Origin of the sequence: Arenibacter catalasegens (assembly GCF_002909235.1) — a bacterium.
GTDB classification, from domain to species: domain Bacteria; phylum Bacteroidota; class Bacteroidia; order Flavobacteriales; family Flavobacteriaceae; genus Arenibacter; species Arenibacter catalasegens.
On sequence record NZ_PHQQ01000003.1, the window covers coordinates 1 to 23,097 of the forward strand.

A 23,097-nucleotide genomic window follows, 5' to 3' on the forward strand; every position below is an offset into this window, starting at 1 on the left:
ACAAAATGATACAAAAGCAAGCTTTTATTATGGCTTTTATGAATATGTTCGCTCATACCCACAAAAATACATATCATTACGCTACACCCGAGGCAGAGCCTCGGGGAATTCTATAGATTAAAATAAATAGATGAAAAAAGTAATATATGTTTTTTTAGCGCTTCCAATTTTCTTTTCCCTATCCTGCAAATCCTTGCAAACCTCATTAATTGCAAAGGACGCTGAAATACAATTGGTAGCAGCCGATTATACTTTTACCGAAGGGCCGGCAGTAGCTCCCAATGGCGATGTATTTTTTACGGATCAGCCCAATGACCGCATCCTAAAGTGGTCTGCAAAGGACAAATCCGTATCTGTATATATGGAACCTTCAGGAAGGTCCAACGGACTCTATTTTGACCACCAAGGAAATCTATTGTCCTGTGCCGATGATAAAAATCAACTTTGGCGTATAGATTCCAAAAAAAATGTAACCGTCTTAATTGATGATTTCGAAGGTAAAAAATTAAATGGACCTAATGACCTATGGGTCGACCCCAAGGGAGGTATTTACTTTACGGACCCGTTTTATAAGCGCTCTTATTGGACCCGGACTGAACAAGAAATAGAAAAACAACGAGTTTACTATCTCACTCCCGACCATAAGGATTTACGTATTGTAGCTGAGGACTATGTGAGGCCCAATGGCATTATTGGCAGTAAAGATGGTAGCCTTTTATACGTTGCGGACATAGGCGATAAAAAGACCTATTCCTATAGCATAAATCCCGACGGTGGACTTAATAATAAGACCCTATTTGCCAATATGGGCTCAGATGGCATGACCATGGACAACCAAAATAATGTATACCTTACCGGTGACGGAGTTACCGTATTTGATCCCAAAGGAAAACAAATATTACATATTCCTATTGATCAGAAGTGGACCGCCAATGTAACCTTTGGAGGAAAAAATCAAAAAACATTATTTATTACCGCCTCGAATTCATTGTACACCTTGGAGATGAACGTAAACGGAATTAAGTAAAACCTTATTTAATATAGGTGTTTACCATAATCTTATAGCTTAGATAATAAATACACATTTAGGCAGAAACTCTAAACAAAAGGGGGTCTGAGATACCAAAGAATAAAATAATTAAAACTCACTATCATGGAAAAAGGAATGATTAAAGTTAGTGTTTTGTATCCCAACGGAGAAGGCAAAAAATTTGATATGGACTATTATTGTAACCAACATGTACGGCTGGTTGGAGAATTATTAGGGGATTCTGTTAAGGCTGCAACTGTTGAGAAAGGACTTGGCGGAGCTAACCCTGGATCACCTGCAACTTATGCCGCTATGGGAAATTTATATTTTGAATCTATGGATTCTTTTCAGAATTCCTTCGGTCCGAATGCGGAAAAAATCATGGGTGATCTTCCTAATTTTACAAATATTGAACCAGTCGTTCAAATTAGTGAGGTAATGTTATAAAAAGTGAGGATAGTATTCCGAACTAGTTGATCAAATCGAACATGCGACTATATTTAATAATAATGCTATTATTTAATGGGTCGCCTTCGCGAACATTGTAATTATAGACCACAAAAAGACCAGTATTGGCACGTTGCAACCAACCTAATCGTAAGTTCACTGCCCAAAGTTCATTGGCCGAATTGTTCTGTACTAAACTCTGTACATACAAGTTTGGTTTAAAGGAATAAGTCAACTGACTTCGAAAGATATTGGCAGTAAAATCGCCTACCGGTAACTGATAGTTATTATAGAGATAAATAAAATCAGAATTAAATTTATCGCCCAAACGTATACTCAAGGTCCCACTTTGCTGGTATCGTTTGCCACCAAAAGACCCACCGATAACGGAACGTACATTTACAGAAACTGGATTGCTCCTATTGGTAAAGAAAACCAATTGTGATTCTGAATGTCTATAAGTACCAGGTAGCACGGTAACCCCATCCGAAATTTCAAAAGGATCTAATACCCCTTCAGTGGTAAGGTTTAGTCCGGTATGAATTTCCATCCCGCTTTTAAATTCCCAATGGTTATCTATGTGCACATAGCTAGTCTCTTGAAAACCATCAAAATTCCAAAAGCTATTATAAGAGATGTGTGGACGTAATTCCAATATAACCGAGTTTTCATTTTTGGGCCTGTAATGATATAAAATACGGGCCTCTGGCTTTCTGAAAGCAGAGCGTTGCAAAAAGCCAACTTCCGGATTAAAGCCTTCGCCCACTTCAGTGTACCCCCCTCCTATTTCCCAACTATTCCAAATATAATCCGTTTTTACCCTAAAAGAATGTTCGTTAATGGTATCCCTAGGCCCATTAGTGCGAGCATAAAATCCTGTCATCCTAGCTTTACGGCCCAGGCCCAGTTTACCATCCAATGCCATTGTACTGTTAAAATCATTATCGATACCTATCCCCGAACGATTAATAAATGCTGCACCCAAGGCAGAACGCCCTTTAAATTCATGGTTTACCCTGGCCACGGTGAAGTTATTCTTATTAATGCCGGCATCTACAACCTCATCGGTAAACATGGTCAAAAGTCCAACATTGGTTCGGTCCAATTTTCCGGATAATCTGGCTCCGCCAATTATAGGCACTATATTTCCATCGTCACCGATACCAATTCGCCTACTAAAAAAAAGATCTACTTCCCCTGGGCTCCCTACACTAAACAAGCCCGCATTTTCTAAAAAGAAAGGGCGCTTTTCAGGAAAAAATAAATTAAATCGATCCAGGTTAACTTGCTGCTCATCCACCTCAACCTGGGCAAAATCGGTATTATAAGTAAGATCTAAAGTAAGGCTGGGTGTAATACTAAATTTTATATCGCCACCCACCTCAGAGGTAAATTTCGTTTTTGGATCAGTAGTCTCAAAATCCTTGGCCAATTGGCCCAAAACATAGGGCATTACCTTTAAATTTCTTGGTGTTTTTAAATCTAGACCTGTTAGGGTGCCTGCCAAGGAAAGCCTATTTAAATTAAAACCAATGGGCATAGGGGACCAGTAGACAATTTCATTGGACTTCCTAATATTCCTGCGAAAATTAATTCCCCAATCCTTCCCGGCCTGAAAACGTAGTGTGCGTAACGGGATGGCAAATTCCGCGCTCCAACCTTCCGCATGGACCGAAGTTCTCACCTTCCACGATCCGTCCCAGTTTAGGTTAAACCCACCTATATTGCCCCCTTGTTGTCTGTTTGTATTCTGGTTTCCTTGTCCCTCATTATCCACCTGTGCATCGTATTCTACACCCAAGGAATTAGTGCCGAAAATAAAACCGTTTTGGTTATCCTTATAAGTGTCCACTATAAAAATAAATGCATCTGTATTGTCTAGAGATGCATCCCTTCTGGCGTCCGAGACCACCAACCCATCCGGGTCAGAGTCATAGCAGACTACGGCCACATAAAAAGTATGCTCCGTGTAGGCTACCCTTATTTCCGTACGTTCACTAGCAGCTTGTCCAAAATTAGGTTGATTTTGCAATAAGCCGCCAAACGGCTTGATCTTTTGCCATACCTCATCCTTTAATACATTGCCGTCGATCATTGGTTCAGTTTCTATGGGAACTGCCATGGCGGTTGGCCTAATGGAGGTGTCATTTTTAAAATCGGTGGTTTGTGAATACCCCCTTACCCAAAAAAATATACCCAAGAAAAGAACTAGAATAAATTTAGCAATGGGCATGGCGTTTTAGTTTGTTGGGTATGGTTTGGATGACTACACTAATATAATAACAATTAAGGAATTAACAGAAAACTTTTAAAATCTTATCTTTAAAATATCAATCAATATGCAACATGAAAAATAAATACCATTTACCGACATTTTTAATCCTGCTATTATTTCTAGTGAACCCTATCTATGGGCAATCAGTTTCAAATGATCTTCCGAACGTCACAGTATCGGGCATTGATAAGGAAAGATTAAATAGATATGATGATTTTTTAAAAAATGAAATAGCTGAAGGAAGAATTCCTGGAGCCGTTTCTTATATCATGAGGAGAGGGGAAATTGTTCACGATGTGGCTTATGGATACAGTAGTTTAAAAGACAAATCTCCAATTCAAAAAGATCAATTGTTCCATATCATGTCTATGACAAAGCCCATCGTAACCACAGCGTTCATGATGTTGTATGAAGAAGGATATTTCTCCCTAACCGATCCGGTCTCCAAGTATTTACCGCTTTTCAAGAACCTAAGGGTAGCCAAGGATGTTGATCAAGGTACAAATGGAGAAACTGAACCAGCCAATAAGGAAATTACCATTTCCCATATTTTGACGCATACAGCTGGGTTTTCACACGGTTTGGGAGGCACAAAGTTGGACAACGAGATTGCAAAAGCCCTTTACTCTGAACCACATAAGGATATAGAAAGCAGGGTTAATTCCATGATAAAACTACCACTGATAGGTCATCCTGGAGAACAATGGTATTACAGTGCTTCCCCTGATGTCCTGGCCTTGCTTATTGAACATTTCTCCGGTATTACAACCGCCGAATTTTTAAAGCAAAGGATATTCGACCCCTTGGAAATGTACGACACCGGCTATAATATTTCCAAAAAAAATAAGGCTAGATGGATGCCCGTCCACAATTTGGACAAACAAGGGAATCTAGTAAATTCTACAGCCCAATTACCCACTGAGGGCAATACTATTTATGGCGGTACCCATGGTCTTTTTTCTTCTGCCGCAGACTATATGAAATTTTGCCAGATGTTACTGAACAAAGGTGAATTTAAAGGAAAATATTTACTTAGCCCCAAAACCGTGGATATCATGACCATGAACCAAGTAGGCAATCTATACCAGGCTCCTGGACAAGGTTTTGGCCTTGGTTTTGGTGTAACTACAGATGTAGCCGCAAGTAAAACCCTTGGGTCCGTTGGACAATACTATTGGAGCGGGGCCTACTGTACCTATTTCTTTATCGATCCAAAAGAAGAACTCATTGTAATACAGATGAGCCAACTCCAACCTTACAGCAATTATTATGGAGAAAAAATGAGACAGTTGGTTTACCAATCCCTAATAACAGAATACTAAGCCACTTTTCAATGAAAAATATTATGCTATTCCTTATTGCCCTTCTAATATCCCAAATGATATTTTCGCAGGAAATTGTTATACTACCATATGAGAACGAAACCGGATTAGTATGGCATGGAGGTGAAAAATCAACTTATTCCGATCAATGGCAAACCGAATTGATTTCCAATGTTTCTACACCAACCCTTCAAATATTTAGACCAGCGTCCTCCCTGAATACTGGATCCTCTGTTGTTATAGCACCTGGCGGTGGACTTCGGGTATTGAGCATCAACAGTGAAGGTGTAGATGTAGCAAAGTGGTTAAACACCAAAGGAATTACTGCCTTTGTCCTTAAATACAGATTATTGCCAGAAAATGACGGTGTACTCCCCAATGAAACCCAGGATAATCAGAATGCTTCCTCGGCAATGACTAAAAAAGTGGCCAAGGTCCTTGAACTGGCAACATCCGATGGTTTAAATGCAATGTCCTATGTTAGGAGTAATGCAAAGGCACTGGGAATCGACCCCAACAAAATAGGATTTATGGGTTTTTCTGCTGGTGGTGCCGTAACCATGGGCGTTACTTTTAATTACACCAAAACCAATAGGCCAGATTTCATAGTTCCTGTTTATCCATGGATGACAGTTTTGGGCACCTACAGTGTTCCCAAGAACGCCCCACCAATATTGATCATCTGCGCTTCAGACGACCAATACGACCTGGCGCATGAGAGCATTGATCTATACTCGGCCTGGTCAAAGTCGGGAAAGAGTGCGGCATTGCATATGTACTCCAAGGGAGGACATGGTTTCGGTATGAAAACCCAAGATTTGCCCTCGGACAATTGGATATCACGTTTTTACGAATGGTCCTTGGCCGAGAAAATCGTGGTACCCATGGAACAACCTTAACGGGAGACCAACCACGGTTGTCATACCCAACATCGCACTGCCAGTGTTCCCTGTCGAAAATTATTTGACAAGAGTGATAATTATTATAACTTAACCTCTAATTAAAATGAAATTGAAAAAACTAATTTTTTTAATCCTATTATTTACGGCCTTTGCTTACGGTCAGAAAGCTCCTGCCTTTCAAAATGAGGTGATGGCCTTGCAACAAAAGTATGACACCCTTTGGGATTCTTCTAAACAAACTATTGTATTCGCGGGAAGTTCCACTATTCGGATGTGGAAAAATTTGGAATCAATGTTCCCTGAACATCAAATCATCAACTCAGGCTTTGGCGGTTCACAGTCGTCCGATTTATTTCATTATTATAATGAACTTATTTTGAGATACAACCCTAAAAAGGTTTTTATCTACGAAGGCGATAATGATATTGCTTCCAAAAAAAAGACGAGGGAGATTATTGACAACACCCGTAAAATTATTGATAAAGTAAGGGAAAGAAATAGCATGACCCAAATAGTCATCATTGCGGCCAAACCCAGTATTTCCCGTTGGCATTTGAAAAGAAAATATAAAAAATTGAACAGGCATTTTAAAAAACTATGTAAAAAAGAAAGTACCCTGGAATATGCCAATGTATGGGATGTGATGATGGACGACAAGAAAGTAAGACAGGATATATTTCTCGGTGATGGACTTCATATGAACAGTAAAGGCTATGATTTGTGGTTTTCCGTCATCCAACCCTTTATGAATTAATACTAATCAACCGTACGCCCAAATAACACTAACACAATCAATTTCAATGAAAAAATCTATTCTTATCAAATCATTAGTCGTTCTAGCTGTATTTTCTGCTTTTGTTGCTTGTCAACAGGAAAAAAAGAAAGTAATAAACTTTCCAATGACAGATTTGTCCTCAGAAAATTTAATTCCTAGGCCTTTAAAGATTGTTCCGACCAATAGTGCCTTTGGGCTGGATCAAAACACCATAATATTCACCTCTCAAAACAGTACTGGTTTTACAGAGGTTGGTGAGTTCTTATCGGAGAAAATAAAATGGCAGACCGATCTTGATATTCATGTGAACGCTACCGCCAGTCCTTCAACGCAGAGGGTAATTTATATCAACCAGTCCGACAGTACCACTATTTCTTCAAAGGAGGGTTACGATTTATATATTACCCAAGATTCCATTATCCTTAACGCAAAGACAGCTGAAGGGGCTTTTAGGGGTGTTCAGACCATAAGACAAATTATTCCGGAAACCAGTAATGACACCCTGTCCGAAAATAAAATGTGGTTGATTCCAACGGGTAAAATCACCGACAATCCTAATTTTGAATATAGGGGATCTATGTTGGATGTTGCAAGACACTTTTTTAGTGTAGAGGATGTAAAAAAGTATATCGATATATTGGCCTATTACAAAATTAATACGCTGCATTTGCATCTTACCGATGATCAGGGCTGGCGTATAGAAATTAAATCGTGGCCCAAACTTACAGAGATTGGCGCCAGTACTGAAGTAGGTGGTGGCCCAGGTGGATTTTACACTCAGGAAGACTACAAAGAACTTGTAACTTACGCCGCCAAAAATTTTATAACCATAGTCCCCGAGGTAGATATGCCTGGACATACCAATGCAGCATCGGTAGCGTATCCTATTCTAAATGGAAATGGGAAAACTCCCAAAGTTTATACCGGGACCCAAGTGGGGTTCAGCACCTTTGATGCCAATAAAGATACCGTTTATGCCTTTATTGATGACGTAGTCAGAGAGATATCGGCTATTACCCCTGGCCCCTATTTTCATGCCGGTGGTGATGAAAGCCATGTTACCAGGAAAAAAGATTATCTACACTTTGTAACCAAAGTAGATAAAATAGTAAAGAAATATGGCAAACGAATGATCGGTTGGGACGAAATTGTGCACGCTGATGTAGATACCACTGCCATTGCTCAATTCTGGGACAATGAAAAGAATGCTAAATTGGCCGTAGAAAAAGGATTAAAAGTAATTTTATCCCCAGGTAAAAAAGCCTATTTGGATATGCAATATGATACCCTTTCCAAGCATGGATTGCATTGGGCAGGTTATATCCCAGTGGATACCGGATATGTTTGGACACCAGAGCGATATGTACAAGGAATTAGTAAAGAGAATATTTTAGGAGTAGAAGCCCCTCTATGGTCAGAAACCATCAGTAATATTGATGAATTGGAATATTTGGCATTCCCAAGGATGATAGGCTATTCCGAGCTCAGCTGGAGTACTGAAGAAAATAGAAATTGGGAAAATTATAAAGTAAGGTTAGGCAATCAGGCTCCGTATTTGGATAAAATGAATGTAAAATACTATCCTTCCGAACTAATTGAATGGAAAAAGAGTAAGTACACCTATAAAACTATTGATAAAGACTAATATTCATTTAGCAAGATTTTAGACTAGAAGCGTAATATTTAATATATTGTAATGCCCTAATTACCAGATTTTTCCTGTTTAGCTATTTATCCAAACTTAAATACTAAACAAATGAAAGCTCTTATTTTAGTTCTTACCTTATTCTTGGGACAATTGTGTTATCCCAAGAATGAAAATGATACGATACCCAAAGCTGAAGTAGCTACAACCATGCAAAGTGTTACTATAAATGGAAACACCATTTATTTAACCGCAAAGGCTGGAACTTTTGAAGTTAAGGACGAAACCAACAAGCCCATTGCATTAATGGGCTTTACTTATTACGCAAGGGACTCCAAAAGAGGGTTGGCTACACAAAGGCGACCTATAGTTTTTGCCTTTAACGGAGGCCCCGGATCATCCTCTTTTTGGTTGCACATGGGTATTTTAGGCCCCAAAAGAATTGTTGTGGAGGACACTAAATCCACTCCGGCCGCTCCCTATAAAATTGTGAACAACAACTATTCTATTCTTGATATAGCCGATCTGGTAATGATAGACCCAGTAGGCACCGGCTTAAGCATTCCTATTGGAAAAGCCAAGTTTAAGGACTTTTGGGGAGTAGATCAGGATATCAGGAGCCTATCCTTGTTCATTACCCAATTTCTGATACATAATGACCGTATGAACAGTCCAAAATTTCTATTGGGGGAGAGTTATGGGACTTTTAGGAATGCCGGATTAATGAATACCTTACTTAACCAAGGCATAGCCATGAACGGTGTAATAATGGTATCTGCTGTTTTCGACCTTCGGACCTTACTATTTCCACCGAATGACGATTTGCCATATATTGTTCATTTTCCTTCCTATGCGGCTACAGCCTGGTATCATAATAAAATAGCAGACAAACCGGAAGATGTATTTGAGTTCCTAAAAACAGTAAGATCTTTTACTGAAGATGAGTACACCCCTGCCCTGTTTAAAGGAGATCAAATTTCCGAGAATGAAAAAGCCAACATTGCCTCCAAATTAGCATACTACACCGGTACAGATACCGATTACTGGATCAAAGCTGATCTAAAGGTTACAGCATCGGAATTTTTTGCAGAATTTTTAAGAAATCAAGGTGAGGTAGTTGGTAGATTGGATTCTCGATTTGTAGGCATCAACGAAGATATTTTATCCCAAGAAGGTAGTCATGACCCACAAAGTTTGGCCATTTCTCCAGCCTATATCAGTGGATTTTTAGATTATTTTTACGGTGACTTAAAAGTGAATAAAAATTTATTGTACTCTATTACCGCGGGCCGAAGGGATGGATTTAAATGGGATTGGTCCCACAAAGGAAATGAAAGATGGGGCACTTCGGCGGCAATTAATACCGGTATTGATATGGCCACGGCCCTATCGCGTGATCCCAACATGAAAGTTCTTGTATTGAACGGCATATACGACCTAGCTACCGTTTTCTATGGAGTAGAGCATAGCATTAATCATTTAGGCCTTAAAAAGGAAATCAAAGATAATATCACTATGGAATATTATGAGGCCGGACATATGATGTATACCCACAAACCTTCCATGGAAAAATTCAATAAAGATGTTTCCCAATTTATACTAAACGCATCAAAATAATGGACAAAGTATCGTCCAAATAATAATTCCCTTTAAATTAAATTTGGTTGGGGCCATAATTATTTGGACGACCAAGCTCTATTTCCATTCAAAATCGCCATTTTCAATGGACCAATCATTGCCAAAAAATCCGGCACACTTTACTGCCGATGTTCCTTGTTCCAAAACAGTGTCGTCAAAGAGCATCAAATCTGGAAAAGTAGTTCCGTTCACCAAATAATGGTTGGCATAGGCTGCTTTCATTCCAAGTAGTCCCGTAGCGGTTACAACCCCTACACTGGCAACAGTGCTATCCGCTCTAGGGACTATAAAATATAGGCCCCAATTGCTACCACTTATACTTCTACTCCCAAAATTTAATTTATTATTAAAAACTTGCACTGGGCTATTTTTTAATAATTTATCCCAAGCGGCATTATTGCTTTTATTACCATAAACCACAACATTTCGGTTTGGATAGTCCCTGGGAGAAAAGTCGGTATCCGCAACCAATTCAATATTGCCATTGGCCTTATACCAGAAGGTATCTGCATCAAATCGCGCCTTGTTATAGTACCAATCATTCTCAACTTGAGATCCCTTGGTAGCATATACAAATACCACATCATTTCTAAAGGCATCTTTAAACCCTCCGTTCCTATGAGGTCCTTTTTCTTCCAAAGAGGGATTGGACACCATTTTCCATTGCCCATCCATTTCTTTAAAAAATGTTTTTTCTTTGGATGAAATACTAATTTCTTTTCTGTTTAATTCAATGCTTTTGATTTCACCCGGTAATTGGGAAAAATCTATTTCCAACAGGGACACATTTTTCGTGTCTACTTTAAAATCGGGATCCCAAGTGAAGTCAAAGGAACTAACCTCAAAAGGAACTTTTTGCTGATGTATCGAAATAAAATGGGAAGAAGATGATACTCCAGGAGAGCCCGTACTGAACTCCAATTTTTTAATATCCTTGGCCTCAGGAATAGTTCGTTGTTTAAATAGGTTAAAAATTGGTTCCCAATCTACACTATGGTCCCCATACCAATGTGTACCTCCTGGATATTCATAATAGGTAAAATCTGGATGAAATGTTCCCAAACGCTCTCTCATATCACGGGCAATGGATGTTGGAACTACATTATCCTTTTCGCCATGTAGCACATATACTCCGTGATTTAGATAGTTCCGAATTAATTTCAAAGTCCTACTGGGCGTACCTGCTCTTTCTATAATGTTTTCCACCGCTGTAGGTACCATCTCAACTGTCATGCGTTCGAACATTTTTGGTGTAATTCCATATCGGGTTCTTTGCTCTGCCGTTAGTTCGGCCATTCTTTCGGACCGCCCACCCCTGTACAGCAACAAATCCGGATACCCGGCACAGGGCGCTATTGCCGCAAAATGGTCGGGGTAGGTAGCACCTAGATACCATGTGCCATGCCCACCCATGGAATGTCCAGTTAGGTAAATTTTATTATTGTCCGGCTTAAAAAGCTTTTTACTATCTGCCAACACTTCCATGGCATCCATTCGTCCCCAATCTTCCCAAGCAAAGCCGAACGGTCTCCTATTCGTTGGGGCAACTAAGTTTCCCCAATCTTTTTGCTTATAGGCATTTGCCTGATTCACTGCTTCCACAGATGCCCCATGTACCGAAAGAAAAAGTGCTGCTCCTTCAGCATTTCCGCTTTTGTCAGGGGCTACGCTGTAATATTGTATACTGTTATCAATATCACTTATAAAAGTTCTCTTATGATGTTTAAATTTGGATTTCACATTTAAGGATAAGGTTTCATTGGAAACCAGCTGTCCATTCTTTTGTTTCAACTGTAGATTTACCTCTACCTGTGCGGTAGTGGAATCCAAGCTTGTAGACGGGATGGAAAAAGGAGTTTTATACACTGAAAAGGGTGGAATATCGGAAACCACGGTGGTAAGTTCCTTTTCGTTCACCTTAGCCACTATAGCATAATCCTTGATCCAATTTACAGTAGCATTTATAACCCTAATAGCGGCCTTATAATCCTTATTTTCCTCTATTAGGATGTCCGGAACCGTTAAATCTCGAATAGTAAATTGAACCGCGGTTTTGGGCTCCAATAATCGCGCCCTAATTCTGGGGAAACGACCTACCTTCAACACGAAAACATTAATCCCTTTTTTCAACTTTAATGGGATAAGGTTCCAACCAAAATCATAGTGATCGCCCTCATATGGATATCCGTTAATAGATGCCAATGAATGACCCGAAGCTTCGAACAAAACCGTTTTCTCTGATCCTGAATTATAGGTGAGATATACATAGCCAGACCTTAGATCCCTACCAGAAAAACTACTGGTACTGTCTACCTTTATTTCGGTCCATTTTAGTTCATGTCCCAAATAATCAATATCAAATACCTCCCCCTTTATAACTATCTTCTCAGGGTTCATCAAGAATTGGTCAAAAACCGGGTCTACAGGAAATGTTGATGATTCAAAACCGAAACTCGGAAGCGTTAAAGCCAAGGCTTCATTAAATACGTGTATCACTTTTCCTTCATGAATATCCTCCACCTTTTCCTTACCAAAATAGGCTACAATATTTCCGGTTCGCTGTTGACCAATAAGGAAATATGGAACAATAAGGAGCATCACTAGAACAAAAGCGCTTTTCTTACACAAATTTATCATGACAATAATTGATTATGGAATTAAAATATTAATTTCTATAATAAGTTTTCCCCAACACAACTATTTAGACCAACAACAAGCTACTGAAGCTAAATGATGAATTATTTTTAAATCAAGACTGTTTGATTCTTAAATAAGGACCAAAAATATTGGGCAAAAAAAAACCTTCGTAAACGAAGGTGATTTTTTTGTTATGTATTAGAGTTTATTCCTTTTCCTTGGAAACTTCTTCGGTTTCTTCAACATCGGCATACTCTGTAATACCGTGTTCATGTAGTAAATTATACCATTGAACGATCTTTTTTATATCACTGGCATAAACCCTATCCTCATCATAATTTGGTAGCACCTCAAACAAGTATTCTTCCAATTTTATTTTATCATCCTTATGACTAACGGCAGTTTTTCCGCCCTCTTCCTTTTCCTTAATCTTTTCGAACACCACTCTCAAAGGCACTTCTTCTTCCAAGGTATAGATGGCTATCTCAGATAAGACACTAACATTGTTCTTAAAACTAACGGTAATTTTTTTACCATCCAACAGTGATTCGGCCACAAAACCCGAACGCGTCTGCGTCAATAGTTTAAAAAGACCTGGTTTACCTGCAATTGATAATATTTTATTTAAACTCATCTGTTATTTTAATTTCAGCGGCAAATATGCCACTTTTTGTTTATAAAAGAAATTGTTTTAACGTGCTTTTTTCATGTTGGGAAAACGCATTCTATATTCCACTTTTATTTTTCCCTTGGAAATATTCGATAACCTGCCCTTTAATAACCGCTTTTTTAGGGAGGACAATTTATCGGTAAACAAGATGCCTTCTATGTGGTCGTATTCATGTTGAATTACCCTTGCTAAAAGCCCATCAAAAGTTTCCTTATAGGATTTGAAATGTTCATCCATATAGGAAATAGTTATGGTATCTTTTCTGGAGACATCTTCTCTTACATCGGGAATACTAAGACATCCTTCGTTAAAAGCCCATTCCGTTCCTGTCTCTTCCTCTATCTGGGCGTTGATAAAAACTTTCTTAAACCCTTTAAGCGCGTCTTGTTCTTCCTCGGTAAGGTCTTCATCATCTGAAAATGGCGTGGTATCCACCAAAAACAATCTAATAGGAAGTCCTATCTGGGGAGCAGCCAAACCCACCCCACTGGCATTATACATAGTGTCCCACATGCTGGACAACAACTCACCAAATTTCGGATAATCCTTATCTATATTTACGGCTACTTTCCTGAGTACCGGATCTCCATATGCAACTATAGGTAATATCATACTATTATTTTCTATTTAAATATGCCTGAAGGATTATTGTGGCACTAATTTCATCAACTAGGGCCTTATCCCTTCTTTGTTTTTTATTAAGGCCACTATCTATCATGGTCTGAAATGCCATTTTAGAAGTAAAACGCTCATCCTGTCGCTCTACTGGTATCTTTGGAAAAACACCTTCTAAGGTTCTCAAAAAAGGCTTAATTAATTCTTCTGATTCCGAAGGGAGATTGTTCATTTGCTTTGGCTCGCCTATAACAAACATCTCAACATTCTCGTCATTGACATACTTCCTTAGGAAATTCAAAAGTTGCTTTGTATTAACAGTGGTTAGGCCGGAGGCTATTAATTGCAACTCATCCGTTACAGCTATTCCCGTTCTTACCTTCCCATAATCCAATGCTAAAATCCTTCCCACATAAATTTTTTGCAAAAATAAGAGATAAATTGTTATATGTGCAAAAACAAAAGGTTAATTACCTACTAGCACTTATATTTGCTAAAATTTGAATTATTAAAGATGAAAGAACTAAGAAAAACAATAGAAACCGCTTGGGAAAATCGTGAACTACTAAAAGAAATCCCAACCCAAAATGCAATTCGTGAAGTCATAGATCTTTTGGATAACGGAAAATTGCGCTGTGCAGAACCTACCACTGACGGTTGGCAGATAAATGAATGGGTAAAAAAAGCGGTAGTACTATATTTTCCAATTCAAAAAATGGAAACCCTTGAAGCAGGGATCTTTGAATACCACGATAAAATGCCCTTAAAAAGAGGTTATGCTGAAAAAGGCATACGCGTTGTTCCCAATGCAGTTGCTAGGCATGGAGCCTATATTTCCGCAGGTACTATTTTGATGCCAAGTTATGTAAATATAGGGGCATATGTAGACGAAGGGACAATGGTAGATACATGGGCAACTGTTGGTAGTTGTGCCCAAATTGGAAAAAATGTTCATCTTAGTGGTGGTGTTGGAATAGGAGGAGTATTAGAACCATTACAAGCGGCTCCAGTAATTATAGAGGACAATGCCTTTATAGGTTCAAGATGTATTGTTGTTGAAGGTGTTCGCGTAGAAAAAGAGGCCGTTTTGGGTGCCAATGTGGTACTAACAGCCTCAACAAAAATTATAGATGTTACTGGAGACAAACCGGTAGAAAGAAAAGGTTTAGTACCTGCCAGATCGGTTGTTATTCCTGGTAGTTATACCAAAAAATTTCCAGCCGGAGAATTTCAAGTACCCTGCGCCTTGATTATTGGTACCAGAAAAGAAAGCACCAATAAAAAAACTTCCCTTAATGATGCCTTAAGGGAATATGATGTTGCTGTTTAATATATAAAAAATGAAATCGATTCTTGTAGACGCTTGGAATACATTTGTTACTGAAAATGGAATGAATCACGATTTGAAAAAATTATTGGACTCTTTTCCAAATCATAAAATAATTTTAACAAATGCCAACCAACAAGAATGTATTACCTATGGAATTGTCAATATGCCTTATGAGGTTTTTAGTTTGGAACATAATCCCAACAAAACCGATAAGGCATATTACCTTAAAATGTTGAAATATTACAATTTAGAGTCAGGTGATGTTGTATATTTTGAACATAACATAGAGGCCGTAAATTCTGCAATTTCTGTAGGCATAAAAACATATCATTATAAAAAAGAGGACGATCTCACCGAATTGCGGTCATTTCTCAAAAATAATTTAGAATAACTCCCATCATGGCCTATAACATAACACTTGAAGGAATTAATAAAGTTATAGCCGAAAGAATGCTCCAAAGTGTAGCCACCATCTTTAACAATTGTAATATTGATTATTGGATTGAAGGAGGCACTTTATTGGGGATAAGACGGGAGAACCGACTTTTACCTTGGGATAATGATATTGATGTCTCCATAAATCATGATCAGATAGAAAAGCTGGACGATTTTTATTCCGAATTAAAGAACGCGGGTTATAGAGTAAGGACTAGACACTTTGAAAGTGGTAATGAGTTCTTTAAAAAGGGTGCTATTAGAATGATAAAAATAAGGGAAAAGCGCTTTTTTGGACTATTGAAAGGGGCGGTTTGTTTGGATGTTTTTATAAAATATTCTTTAGACGGGAATAGCTACTGGCAAATTGACAATAAAACAAAATTTGTACCTAGCAAGTTCTACCAATCTTTTGGGAACCTAGCGTTTAAAGGTTTTGTTTACAAAATTCCAGCGCTAACAGATGAGTATCTTACCTATAGGTATGGGGATTGGCAAACAGCGGTGAAGGATTGGGATACTTCTAAGGATGATAATGCGATAGCCTAAGACACTACCTCTTGCAACTGCAATGTTTCTTTTAAAATAGTACTGCTAACACTGGCCGTATAAGTCACATATTCCACAGGACAAGTGGTTTTTGGAAACTTACCTTTCCAATCGTCTCCCACGGAAATGGCGTCTATGTCGTATTCATCCACTATTCGCTGTTTGTTTTTATCGGTTTGGGGAATAACTTCATCAACATAACTAATGGCCCTAACTAATTTCACCCTTTCCGCGAATGGAATAACTGGTAACCTGCCTTTTTCCCTTTCAATAAGTTCATCAGTTGAAACTCCCACAATTAAATGACCGCACATTTCTTTGGACTTTTTTAGTATATTCAGATGTCCATAATGAAATATATCAAAACAACCCGAGGTATACATCTTTTTATACTTTTTGGTTCTTTTGCTATGCTTTACTTTTATACCTAGCGTATTTCCTTTTTTTAGTTTAATGACATAATCTTTATTGTCAAAAAAAACACTGATATTTTTAACGATCTCCAGCATCTCCACCAGGGCATCATCAAAATCAGATTTACAGCTTATGGATAACCTTACTTTTTCATTGGGATCAACGTTAAATTTCCATTTTGCATATTTTGAAGATAGAATGTCTAGGTATGCTTCGGTCATAATGTTTTAAATCAGGGGATTAGTCTAAAACCAGCAAAGATACTAAAACGCTTGGATGCCAGAATTTATTATAAAAAAATAATTCAACTGGTATAAAATCACCCAAAAACTAAGGAAACCTTAAAAAACACCGTTTTAATTAGTCATACCATCACTTGATAAGGAACTATTAATTCAAAACACAATTCATGGCTCATTAAAAACCTTTCCTAATATTGAGATACTTTAATTGTATATTTTTTGTTATATAATGGCAAGCGGGTGTAAATTCCTACAATGATGACGCAACTATTTCTATTAATCCTATCTAATAAGTGGTAAAAAAACAGATTACATGCTAGATCAAAGAGAAAAAATATCTGCCTTAATCATCACTTATAATGAATTGGGATATATTGAAAAATGTATTGACTCCATTGAATTTGTGGATGAAATTATAGTTGTTGACTCGTATAGCACGGATGGTACTTACCAATATCTGAACAATCATCCCAAGGTAAAAGTTATTCAACATGAATTTGAAAATTATACGGCACAAAAATCCTTTGCACTAAAACAAGCTACGTATGATTGGGTCCTATTCTTGGATGCCGATGAAGTGGTTACCGATAAATTAAAAAAAGAGATCAAGTGTAAAGCAAGGAAAGAATCTGAGCATTGTGCCTACTGGTTTTACAGGAAATTTATGTTTCAAAGCAGTCCTCTTAGATTTAGTGGTTGGCAAACGGATAAAAATTATCGCCTTTTTAGAAAAAGTAAAGCACAATTTGCCAAGGAGAAAATAGTACATGAAACCCTTATAGTCAGCGGTTCCTCCGGAATATTAAAACATAAACTAGTGCACTTTTGTTACAAGAACTATGAGGATTATAAATATAAAATGCTAAAATACGGCCGTTTAAAGGCCAAGGAAGCTCATAAAAAAGAACAAAAATTCAACTATCTTCTTTTAATTATTAAGCCTTTTTGGAAATTTTTCAATCATTATATTATTAGGTTGGGAATATTAGATGGCAAGAAAGGAATTACCATATGCTATTTAAATGCCTTGGGCGATTTTGAAAGGTACAAGGAGCTTCAACGTTTGGGTAAGAAGGAGAAATTAGCTTATTTTTTGGTCGAATCAAAGTTGTAATCGATTTGCTACCACAAAATATGGCGTTGTACTAATACCCCTATTTACTACCTCATTATTGTTCCAAATAACGGCTGTTAAAGGCTTATTCAATATTTTAGATTTTTGAAAACCTTCATCCCCTTTTCGTACGCTATCCACACCTTGGCCAATTCTATCAACTCCTTGGCTAACTGTTAACCACCATCACCACCTATTATACTTAGGTACTCACAGCTACGTTATTGCGCTATTCGACGTACCGTTATCCAACAATCTTGGGGATAATAAGTACAGGTAATTAAAAGGTATTGATAGTGCACAGTTCCTCTCCTTAAAAAATTATAACCCATTATTTATATATCTTTGCCCCCTCCCTTATCTTTGCATGAGGTTATGTTTAAAAAAATATAGGACCGGTCTTGTTCTGGATTAGTCATTAAATAAATAATAAAACTCATGAAAATTGTCATTTTAGCTGCAGGTATTGGATCAAGACTGGGAAACCCATTTCCGAAACCTCTAACCCCCTTAAAAAATGGAAAGTGTATCATGGAGATGCAGGTAAACAACCTGGATGAAACCTTTAATATTCATGACATTAATGTTGTTGTTGGTTTTAAGAAGGATCTAATAATGGAACGCTTTCCTGAACTTACTTATATTTACAACCCATTTTTTGATCAGACCAATACTTCCAAAAGCCTTTTAAAAGCCCTAAGGAAAAACAGGGACAAATCAGTTCTTTGGCTTAATGGCGATGTTGTTTTTGATGTAAAACTATTGTCTGTTTTAAAGCCCTATATTGATAAAGATCAATCATTTGTAGCGGTAAACACCAGTAAAGTTGCTGATGAGGAGGTAAAATACACTTTAAGGGACAACTATATAGACAAATTGTCCAAGACCGTAAAAAATGGCCTTGGAGAAGCAGTGGGCATTAATTTCATTGCGGCTACGGATATCAATAGCTTTATAGACAGGCTTGAAGAATGTGATGACAATGATTATTTTGAAAGAGGTCTAGAAATGTCAATAGAAAAAGATGGTTTAAAAATTAGTGCAGTGGACATTTCTGCATATAATTGTATGGAGGTTGACTTTAAGGAAGATTTGGAAAATGCCAATACACTTTTCCAGAAATGAAAGTAATTTTATTTTGCCAAAATGCATATGCCTTTGGCATTCTTGCCCCTATTCGGGATATTCTTCTGGAACAAGATCATGATTTTCTTTGGTATATATCCGGAAAACTTTTAGATAATTTTCCATATAAAAATGAGAATTACACTGTAAGTACTTTAGATTTACAACTCTTTAAAAGTGATGCCATTTTTGCTCCAGGCAATGAAGTACCATATTATATTCGCGGACTCAAAGTCCAGGTCTTTCACGGATTGGCCGGTGAAAAAAAAGGACATTTCAGGATACGCCATTACTTTGATCTCTATCTTACCCAAGGACCATATTTTACAGATAAATTCAACGAATTAAAGAAAATACATCGAAACTTTGATGTCATAGAGACTGGTTGGCCAAAATTGGATGTTTACACTTCGGAAAAAAACAAATACGATTTTGAAAAGAAGGCCATCTTGCAGCAATATAATACGGACAAGATTGTACTCTATGCCCCAACCTTCTCTCCTAGCCTTACTTCTGCCCCATTTTTATTAAAGGAAATTAAAGACCTTGCGGAGAAAACAGGCTACGTAATCTTAATTAAGTTCCATGATCTTATGGATCCCAAATGGATTAGGGCCTACAAAACATTGTCCTTTGAGATTCCTAACATACTTTTCAAAGAGGACAAAAACATCATTAAATCACTTCTCCAAGCCGATATATTGGTAAGCGACACCTCATCTGTAATTTACGAATTCATCCTTTTAAACAAGCCGGTAATATCGTATAAGAACATAGCCGAAAAAGTCTTATGGGACAATTCAAATTCCTACACCGGACTTACCAAGAAAGTTTTGGATAATTTTAATATAGATCCTCATGCTCCGGAAAGAGCCTATATAAATATGCAGTTTCACCCTTACCAGGATGGAATGTCGGCCCTGCGTATGGTAAATGCGGCAAAAAATTACATTGAAACGAATGGGGTGCCCGAAAAAAGAAAACTATCCCTAGCCCGAAAGCTGAAAATCAATTCCATGTTCGGGAAGCCAACATTGAAACCCTTTACCGGTAAAAAAATTAATAAGATTTCTGCAATCCTTATTACTTACAATGAAGATATACATATTAATGCAGTTTTAGAAAATGTAAAGTTTGCCGATGAGATTATTGTAGTGGATTCTTACAGCACTGATGGCACCATTGAAAAAATTAAGGAACGTCCGAATGTTAAGTTGATCCAACGTCCATTTGTTAATTATACGGATCAAAAATCATATGCCCTAGATCAGGCTACCAATGATTGGGTACTTTTTTTAGATGCGGATGAGCGTGTTCCTGATCGCTTAAGAAATGAAATCCTGGGAACCGTGAATTCTTCAGAACCCACTGCGGATGCCTACTATTTTTATAGGATCTTTATGTTCAAAAATAAGGTTCTACGCTTTAGTGGGTGGCAAAGGGATAAAAACTATAGGCTCTTTAAAAAGAGTAAAGTACATTTTACCCAAGATAGGATAGTTCATGAAACCTTGGTCGTGGACGGACAGTCGGGCATTCTTAAAAATAAATTGATTCATTACTCCTATAAAAATTATGAAGATTATAAGGGAAAGATGGTAAAATATGGGCAAATGAAGGCTGTTGAGGAATTTAAGAAAGATTACTCCCCTAATTTATATCATTTTGCCTTTCGTCCGTTTTATAAATTTTTCAACCATTACATCTTGCGATTCGGCGTACTCGATGGTAAAAAAGGTTTAATCATATGCTATCTAAATGCACTAGGAGTATATTCCAGATATAAGGAATTAAAACGATTAAGAAATTTAAGGTAACTAGTAAATATGAAAGATATTCTTTCCGAGGTAAACCAATGTTTTGATATTCTTAGCAAAGGAGGTCTAATTTTATACCCTACGGATACCGTTTGGGGCATTGGTTGTGATGCCACAAACGAAGTGGCTGTAGAAAAAATCTACGCCCTAAAGAAAAGGGCCAATACTAAAACAATGATCTGTTTAGTGGCCAATGATTTTATGTTGGAGCAACATGTTGAAAAGGTACCAGAACTAGCGTATGACATTATTGATCTTGCTTCAAAACCCACTACTATAGTCTATGAATCTCCAAAGGGTATTGCAAAAAATTTAATAGCACAGGACAATACTTTGGCCATTAGGGTGGCTACGGATCAATTTTGTCAATATCTTATAAAGAAATTTAAAAGACCCATAGTATCCACTTCTGCTAATATTGCCGGGCAACCAACTCCCAATAGTTTCAAAGAAATACACGAAGAGATTTTAAAAGGTGTATCGTATATAGTAAATTTGGACCGCGATAAAATTAAAAGTACCCCATCCTCCATTATTATGCTCCGTAATGATGGCACCGTAAAAGTGATCCGAGAATAAGAATGATAAACACAACACACGAAGAAGCCTTAAAGAACCCCATATTTTCCACCATTTCAGATGCAGCTAAGGAACTCTCTTTGGATTCATATGTTATTGGAGGCTATGTACGGGACTATCTGTTACAAAAGGGAACCCCAAAAGATATAGACATTGTTGCCATTGGCAGTGGAATAGATTTGGCCAAATTGGTTGCCAAAAAATTACCCGGAAGCTCTGAGGTGAGCATCTTTAAGAATTTCGGAACCGCAATGATCAAATTTCACGATATTGAGATCGAATTTGTTGGGGCTAGAAAGGAGAGTTACCAAAGGGATAGCAGAAAACCTATTGTGGAAAACGGCAGCTTGGAAGACGATCAAAAACGTAGGGATTTCACCATTAATGCCCTGGCCATTTCACTCAACAAAAAAAACTACGGGCAACTCCTGGACCCTTTTGATGGTATTGGGGATTTAAAAAGACAATTAATTAGAACGCCTTTAGACCCAACTATCACCTATTCCGATGACCCCTTACGAATGATGCGTGCTATAAGGTTTGCCACTCAATTAAACTTTATTATCCATCCAGAATCTTTACAAGCTATCGCCGACAATAAGGAAAGAATTAAAATTATTTCCAATGAACGCATCGTTGACGAATTACATAAAATATTGGCCAGTACCAAACCATCACTTGGGTTTTCCCTGCTTCACGCAACAGCTCTCTTGCCCTTTATAATGCCTGAATTGGTTGCCTTGGAAGGTATCGAGGAAATTGAAGGGCAACGCCACAAGGATAATTTTTGGCATACCCTGGAGGTAGTGGATAATATTTCCCTGAATACAAACAATGTTTGGCTACGGTGGGCGGCCCTATTACATGATATTGGCAAGGCACCTACCAAGAAATTTGACAAAAAAATAGGGTGGACATTCCACGGACACGAATTTCTGGGATCTAAAATGGTCTACAGACTTTTTAAACGCCTTAGATTGCCCTTAAACGAAAAAATGAAATTTGTTCAGAAGATGGTACTCATGAGTTCCAGACCTATAGTCCTTTCCGAAGATTTTGTAACCGATTCTGCCGTTAGAAGGCTAATTTTCGATGCAGGAGATCATGTAGAAGATCTTATGACTCTTTGCGAGGCAGATATTACTACCAAGAATCCTAAAAAGCAAAAAAGGTATAGGAACAATTTCAAAATAGTCCGTCAAAAAATCGAAGAGGTAGAAGAGCGTGATCATGTAAGAAATTTTCAACCCCCCATTAGTGGCGAGGAAATAATGAAAGCTTTCAACCTTAAACCATCCAAGGAAATAGGCATGATCAAAGAAGCTATAAAAGAAGCCATACTAGAAGGAGAGATACCTAATGAATACGACGCTGCCTACCAACTGATGATTCAAAAAGGAAAGAAATTGGGACTAAAATTAGCTTAAAGCCATATTGATAAAGAAGTTTTAATAAATGACCCTATCTAAATAATTCGACCTTATCTAGGGCGTATTTTTGGTAAAAGAGTGGTAATTTTGCACTGTTCTTTCAAAC

At 37.7% G+C, this 23,097-nt stretch carries 21 protein-coding genes; 15 read left to right on the top strand and 6 right to left on the bottom strand.

Features of this window, described 5'->3' with window-relative positions:
* Positions 1 to 130: 130 nt before the first annotated feature.
* Together CWD90_RS03710 and CWD90_RS03715 are read left to right on the top strand one after the other, a co-directional pair.
* Complete coding sequence (locus tag CWD90_RS03710; protein ID WP_103474588.1) at positions 131 to 1,027, top strand: SMP-30/gluconolactonase/LRE family protein; 897 nt, start codon at positions 131 to 133, stop codon at positions 1,025 to 1,027.
* A gap of 126 nt (positions 1,028 to 1,153) precedes the next feature.
* Positions 1,154 to 1,477: an EthD family reductase gene (locus CWD90_RS03715; RefSeq protein WP_239986447.1), complete on the top strand. Its 324-nt coding sequence runs from the start codon at positions 1,154 to 1,156 to the stop codon at positions 1,475 to 1,477.
* Positions 1,478 to 1,499: 22 nt separating this feature from the next.
* Here the strand turns inward: CWD90_RS03715 and CWD90_RS03720 are convergent, their stop codons facing one another.
* Positions 1,500 to 3,710, bottom strand: coding sequence for a DUF5916 domain-containing protein (locus tag CWD90_RS03720; protein ID WP_103474589.1), 2,211 nt, complete (start codon positions 3,708 to 3,710; stop codon positions 1,500 to 1,502).
* Between the two features lie 113 nt (positions 3,711 to 3,823).
* Here CWD90_RS03720 and CWD90_RS03725 point away from each other — a divergent pair, with 113 nt between their 5' ends.
* From CWD90_RS03725 to CWD90_RS03745, 5 genes are all read left to right on the top strand, one after another.
* A complete protein-coding gene (locus tag CWD90_RS03725) occupies positions 3,824 to 5,074 on the top strand; it encodes a serine hydrolase domain-containing protein (RefSeq protein WP_103474590.1) in 1,251 nt (416 codons plus the stop codon).
* Between the two features lie 11 nt (positions 5,075 to 5,085).
* Entirely contained in the window at positions 5,086 to 5,973 is an 888-nt protein-coding gene (locus CWD90_RS03730; protein WP_103474591.1) for an alpha/beta hydrolase, read from the top strand.
* Between the two features lie 106 nt (positions 5,974 to 6,079).
* Positions 6,080 to 6,730: a GDSL-type esterase/lipase family protein gene (locus CWD90_RS03735; protein WP_103474592.1), complete on the top strand. Its 651-nt coding sequence runs from the start codon at positions 6,080 to 6,082 to the stop codon at positions 6,728 to 6,730.
* Positions 6,731 to 6,776: 46 nt separating this feature from the next.
* A complete protein-coding gene (locus tag CWD90_RS03740; RefSeq protein WP_103474593.1) occupies positions 6,777 to 8,396 on the top strand; it encodes a family 20 glycosylhydrolase in 1,620 nt (539 codons plus the stop codon).
* A 111-nt stretch (positions 8,397 to 8,507) separates the two neighbouring features.
* Positions 8,508 to 10,013 carry a S10 family peptidase gene (locus tag CWD90_RS03745; RefSeq protein WP_103474594.1) on the top strand — a complete coding sequence of 502 codons (1,506 nt, stop codon included), beginning with the start codon at positions 8,508 to 8,510 and terminating at the stop codon, positions 10,011 to 10,013.
* A 78-nt stretch (positions 10,014 to 10,091) separates the two neighbouring features.
* Here CWD90_RS03745 and CWD90_RS03750 read toward each other — a convergent pair whose 3' ends face one another.
* The 4 genes from CWD90_RS03750 to ruvX form a co-directional block, all read right to left on the bottom strand.
* Positions 10,092 to 12,671, bottom strand: coding sequence for a carboxylesterase family protein (locus CWD90_RS03750; protein ID WP_239986448.1), 2,580 nt, complete (start codon positions 12,669 to 12,671; stop codon positions 10,092 to 10,094).
* A gap of 205 nt (positions 12,672 to 12,876) precedes the next feature.
* On the bottom strand, positions 12,877 to 13,305 hold the full coding sequence (locus CWD90_RS03755) for a DUF5606 family protein (RefSeq protein ID WP_103474596.1): 429 nt from the start codon (positions 13,303 to 13,305) through the stop codon (positions 12,877 to 12,879).
* 57 nt (positions 13,306 to 13,362) lie between these two features.
* Positions 13,363 to 13,953, bottom strand: coding sequence for a peptide deformylase (gene def, locus CWD90_RS03760; RefSeq protein WP_103474597.1), 591 nt, complete (start codon positions 13,951 to 13,953; stop codon positions 13,363 to 13,365).
* A gap of 4 nt (positions 13,954 to 13,957) precedes the next feature.
* A complete protein-coding gene (gene ruvX, locus CWD90_RS03765; protein WP_103474798.1) occupies positions 13,958 to 14,368 on the bottom strand; it encodes a Holliday junction resolvase RuvX in 411 nt (136 codons plus the stop codon).
* 102 nt (positions 14,369 to 14,470) lie between these two features.
* Between ruvX and CWD90_RS03770 the strand changes: the two genes are divergently transcribed.
* From CWD90_RS03770 to CWD90_RS03780, 3 genes are read left to right on the top strand one after another with little or no spacing between them, the layout of a single operon-like run.
* Positions 14,471 to 15,286: a 2,3,4,5-tetrahydropyridine-2,6-dicarboxylate N-succinyltransferase gene (locus CWD90_RS03770; protein WP_103474598.1), complete on the top strand. Its 816-nt coding sequence runs from the start codon at positions 14,471 to 14,473 to the stop codon at positions 15,284 to 15,286.
* A 10-nt stretch (positions 15,287 to 15,296) separates the two neighbouring features.
* A complete protein-coding gene (locus tag CWD90_RS03775) occupies positions 15,297 to 15,677 on the top strand; it encodes an HAD family hydrolase (protein WP_103474599.1) in 381 nt (126 codons plus the stop codon).
* A gap of 8 nt (positions 15,678 to 15,685) precedes the next feature.
* A complete protein-coding gene (locus CWD90_RS03780; RefSeq protein ID WP_103474600.1) occupies positions 15,686 to 16,270 on the top strand; it encodes a LicD family protein in 585 nt (194 codons plus the stop codon).
* On the opposite strand, the gene CWD90_RS03785 is transcribed toward CWD90_RS03780, so the two are convergent.
* The gene (locus tag CWD90_RS03785; protein ID WP_205161198.1) at positions 16,267 to 16,905 is read right to left on the bottom strand and encodes an adenylyltransferase/cytidyltransferase family protein; all 639 of its coding nucleotides are present in this window, start codon (positions 16,903 to 16,905) and stop codon (positions 16,267 to 16,269) included. The genes CWD90_RS03780 and CWD90_RS03785 overlap by 4 nt on opposite strands.
* 334 nt (positions 16,906 to 17,239) lie before the next feature.
* Here CWD90_RS03785 and CWD90_RS03790 point away from each other — a divergent pair, with 334 nt between their 5' ends.
* The 5 genes from CWD90_RS03790 to CWD90_RS03810 all read left to right on the top strand — a co-directional run bounded on the left by CWD90_RS03790 (position 17,240) and on the right by CWD90_RS03810 (position 22,988).
* Positions 17,240 to 18,040 carry a glycosyltransferase family 2 protein gene (locus tag CWD90_RS03790; RefSeq protein WP_103474601.1) on the top strand — a complete coding sequence of 267 codons (801 nt, stop codon included), beginning with the start codon at positions 17,240 to 17,242 and terminating at the stop codon, positions 18,038 to 18,040.
* 438 nt (positions 18,041 to 18,478) lie between these two features.
* Positions 18,479 to 19,165, top strand: coding sequence for a phosphocholine cytidylyltransferase family protein (locus CWD90_RS03795; RefSeq protein WP_103474602.1), 687 nt, complete (start codon positions 18,479 to 18,481; stop codon positions 19,163 to 19,165).
* Positions 19,162 to 20,982 (top strand): CDP-glycerol glycerophosphotransferase family protein, encoded by a 1,821-nt coding sequence (locus CWD90_RS23635; RefSeq protein WP_103474603.1) that lies wholly within the window; start codon positions 19,162 to 19,164, stop codon positions 20,980 to 20,982. Before CWD90_RS03795 ends, CWD90_RS23635 begins: the two co-directional genes overlap by 4 nt.
* Before the next feature lie 9 nt (positions 20,983 to 20,991).
* Positions 20,992 to 21,561, top strand: coding sequence for an L-threonylcarbamoyladenylate synthase (locus CWD90_RS03805; protein ID WP_103474604.1), 570 nt, complete (start codon positions 20,992 to 20,994; stop codon positions 21,559 to 21,561).
* Positions 21,562 to 21,563: 2 nt separating this feature from the next.
* Positions 21,564 to 22,988 carry a CCA tRNA nucleotidyltransferase gene (locus tag CWD90_RS03810; protein ID WP_103474605.1) on the top strand — a complete coding sequence of 475 codons (1,425 nt, stop codon included), beginning with the start codon at positions 21,564 to 21,566 and terminating at the stop codon, positions 22,986 to 22,988.
* The last annotated feature ends 109 nt before the right edge of the window (positions 22,989 to 23,097 follow it).

Excerpts from the sequence above, each read along its gene's own strand:
- CWD90_RS03710 (WP_103474588.1), top strand. The coding sequence starts at position 131 with ATGAAAAAAGTAATATATGTTTTTTTAGCGCTTCCAATTTTCTTTTCC.
- CWD90_RS03715 (WP_239986447.1), top strand. The coding sequence starts at position 1,154 with ATGGAAAAAGGAATGATTAAAGTTAGTGTTTTGTATCCCAACGGAGAA.
- CWD90_RS03720 (WP_103474589.1), bottom strand. The coding sequence starts at position 3,710 with ATGCCCATTGCTAAATTTATTCTAGTTCTTTTCTTGGGTATATTTTTT.
- CWD90_RS03725 (WP_103474590.1), top strand. The coding sequence starts at position 3,824 with ATGAAAAATAAATACCATTTACCGACATTTTTAATCCTGCTATTATTT.
- CWD90_RS03730 (WP_103474591.1), top strand. The coding sequence starts at position 5,086 with ATGAAAAATATTATGCTATTCCTTATTGCCCTTCTAATATCCCAAATG.
- CWD90_RS03735 (WP_103474592.1), top strand. The coding sequence starts at position 6,080 with ATGAAATTGAAAAAACTAATTTTTTTAATCCTATTATTTACGGCCTTT.
- CWD90_RS03740 (WP_103474593.1), top strand. The coding sequence starts at position 6,777 with ATGAAAAAATCTATTCTTATCAAATCATTAGTCGTTCTAGCTGTATTT.
- CWD90_RS03745 (WP_103474594.1), top strand. The coding sequence starts at position 8,508 with ATGAAAGCTCTTATTTTAGTTCTTACCTTATTCTTGGGACAATTGTGT.
- CWD90_RS03750 (WP_239986448.1), bottom strand. The coding sequence starts at position 12,671 with ATGATAAATTTGTGTAAGAAAAGCGCTTTTGTTCTAGTGATGCTCCTT.
- CWD90_RS03755 (WP_103474596.1), bottom strand. The coding sequence starts at position 13,305 with ATGAGTTTAAATAAAATATTATCAATTGCAGGTAAACCAGGTCTTTTT.
- def (WP_103474597.1), bottom strand. The coding sequence starts at position 13,953 with ATGATATTACCTATAGTTGCATATGGAGATCCGGTACTCAGGAAAGTA.
- CWD90_RS03770 (WP_103474598.1), top strand. The coding sequence starts at position 14,471 with ATGAAAGAACTAAGAAAAACAATAGAAACCGCTTGGGAAAATCGTGAA.
- CWD90_RS03775 (WP_103474599.1), top strand. The coding sequence starts at position 15,297 with ATGAAATCGATTCTTGTAGACGCTTGGAATACATTTGTTACTGAAAAT.
- CWD90_RS03780 (WP_103474600.1), top strand. The coding sequence starts at position 15,686 with ATGGCCTATAACATAACACTTGAAGGAATTAATAAAGTTATAGCCGAA.
- CWD90_RS03785 (WP_205161198.1), bottom strand. The coding sequence starts at position 16,905 with ATGACCGAAGCATACCTAGACATTCTATCTTCAAAATATGCAAAATGG.
- CWD90_RS03790 (WP_103474601.1), top strand. The coding sequence starts at position 17,240 with ATGCTAGATCAAAGAGAAAAAATATCTGCCTTAATCATCACTTATAAT.
- CWD90_RS03795 (WP_103474602.1), top strand. The coding sequence starts at position 18,479 with ATGAAAATTGTCATTTTAGCTGCAGGTATTGGATCAAGACTGGGAAAC.
- CWD90_RS23635 (WP_103474603.1), top strand. The coding sequence starts at position 19,162 with ATGAAAGTAATTTTATTTTGCCAAAATGCATATGCCTTTGGCATTCTT.
- CWD90_RS03805 (WP_103474604.1), top strand. The coding sequence starts at position 20,992 with ATGAAAGATATTCTTTCCGAGGTAAACCAATGTTTTGATATTCTTAGC.
- CWD90_RS03810 (WP_103474605.1), top strand. The coding sequence starts at position 21,564 with ATGATAAACACAACACACGAAGAAGCCTTAAAGAACCCCATATTTTCC.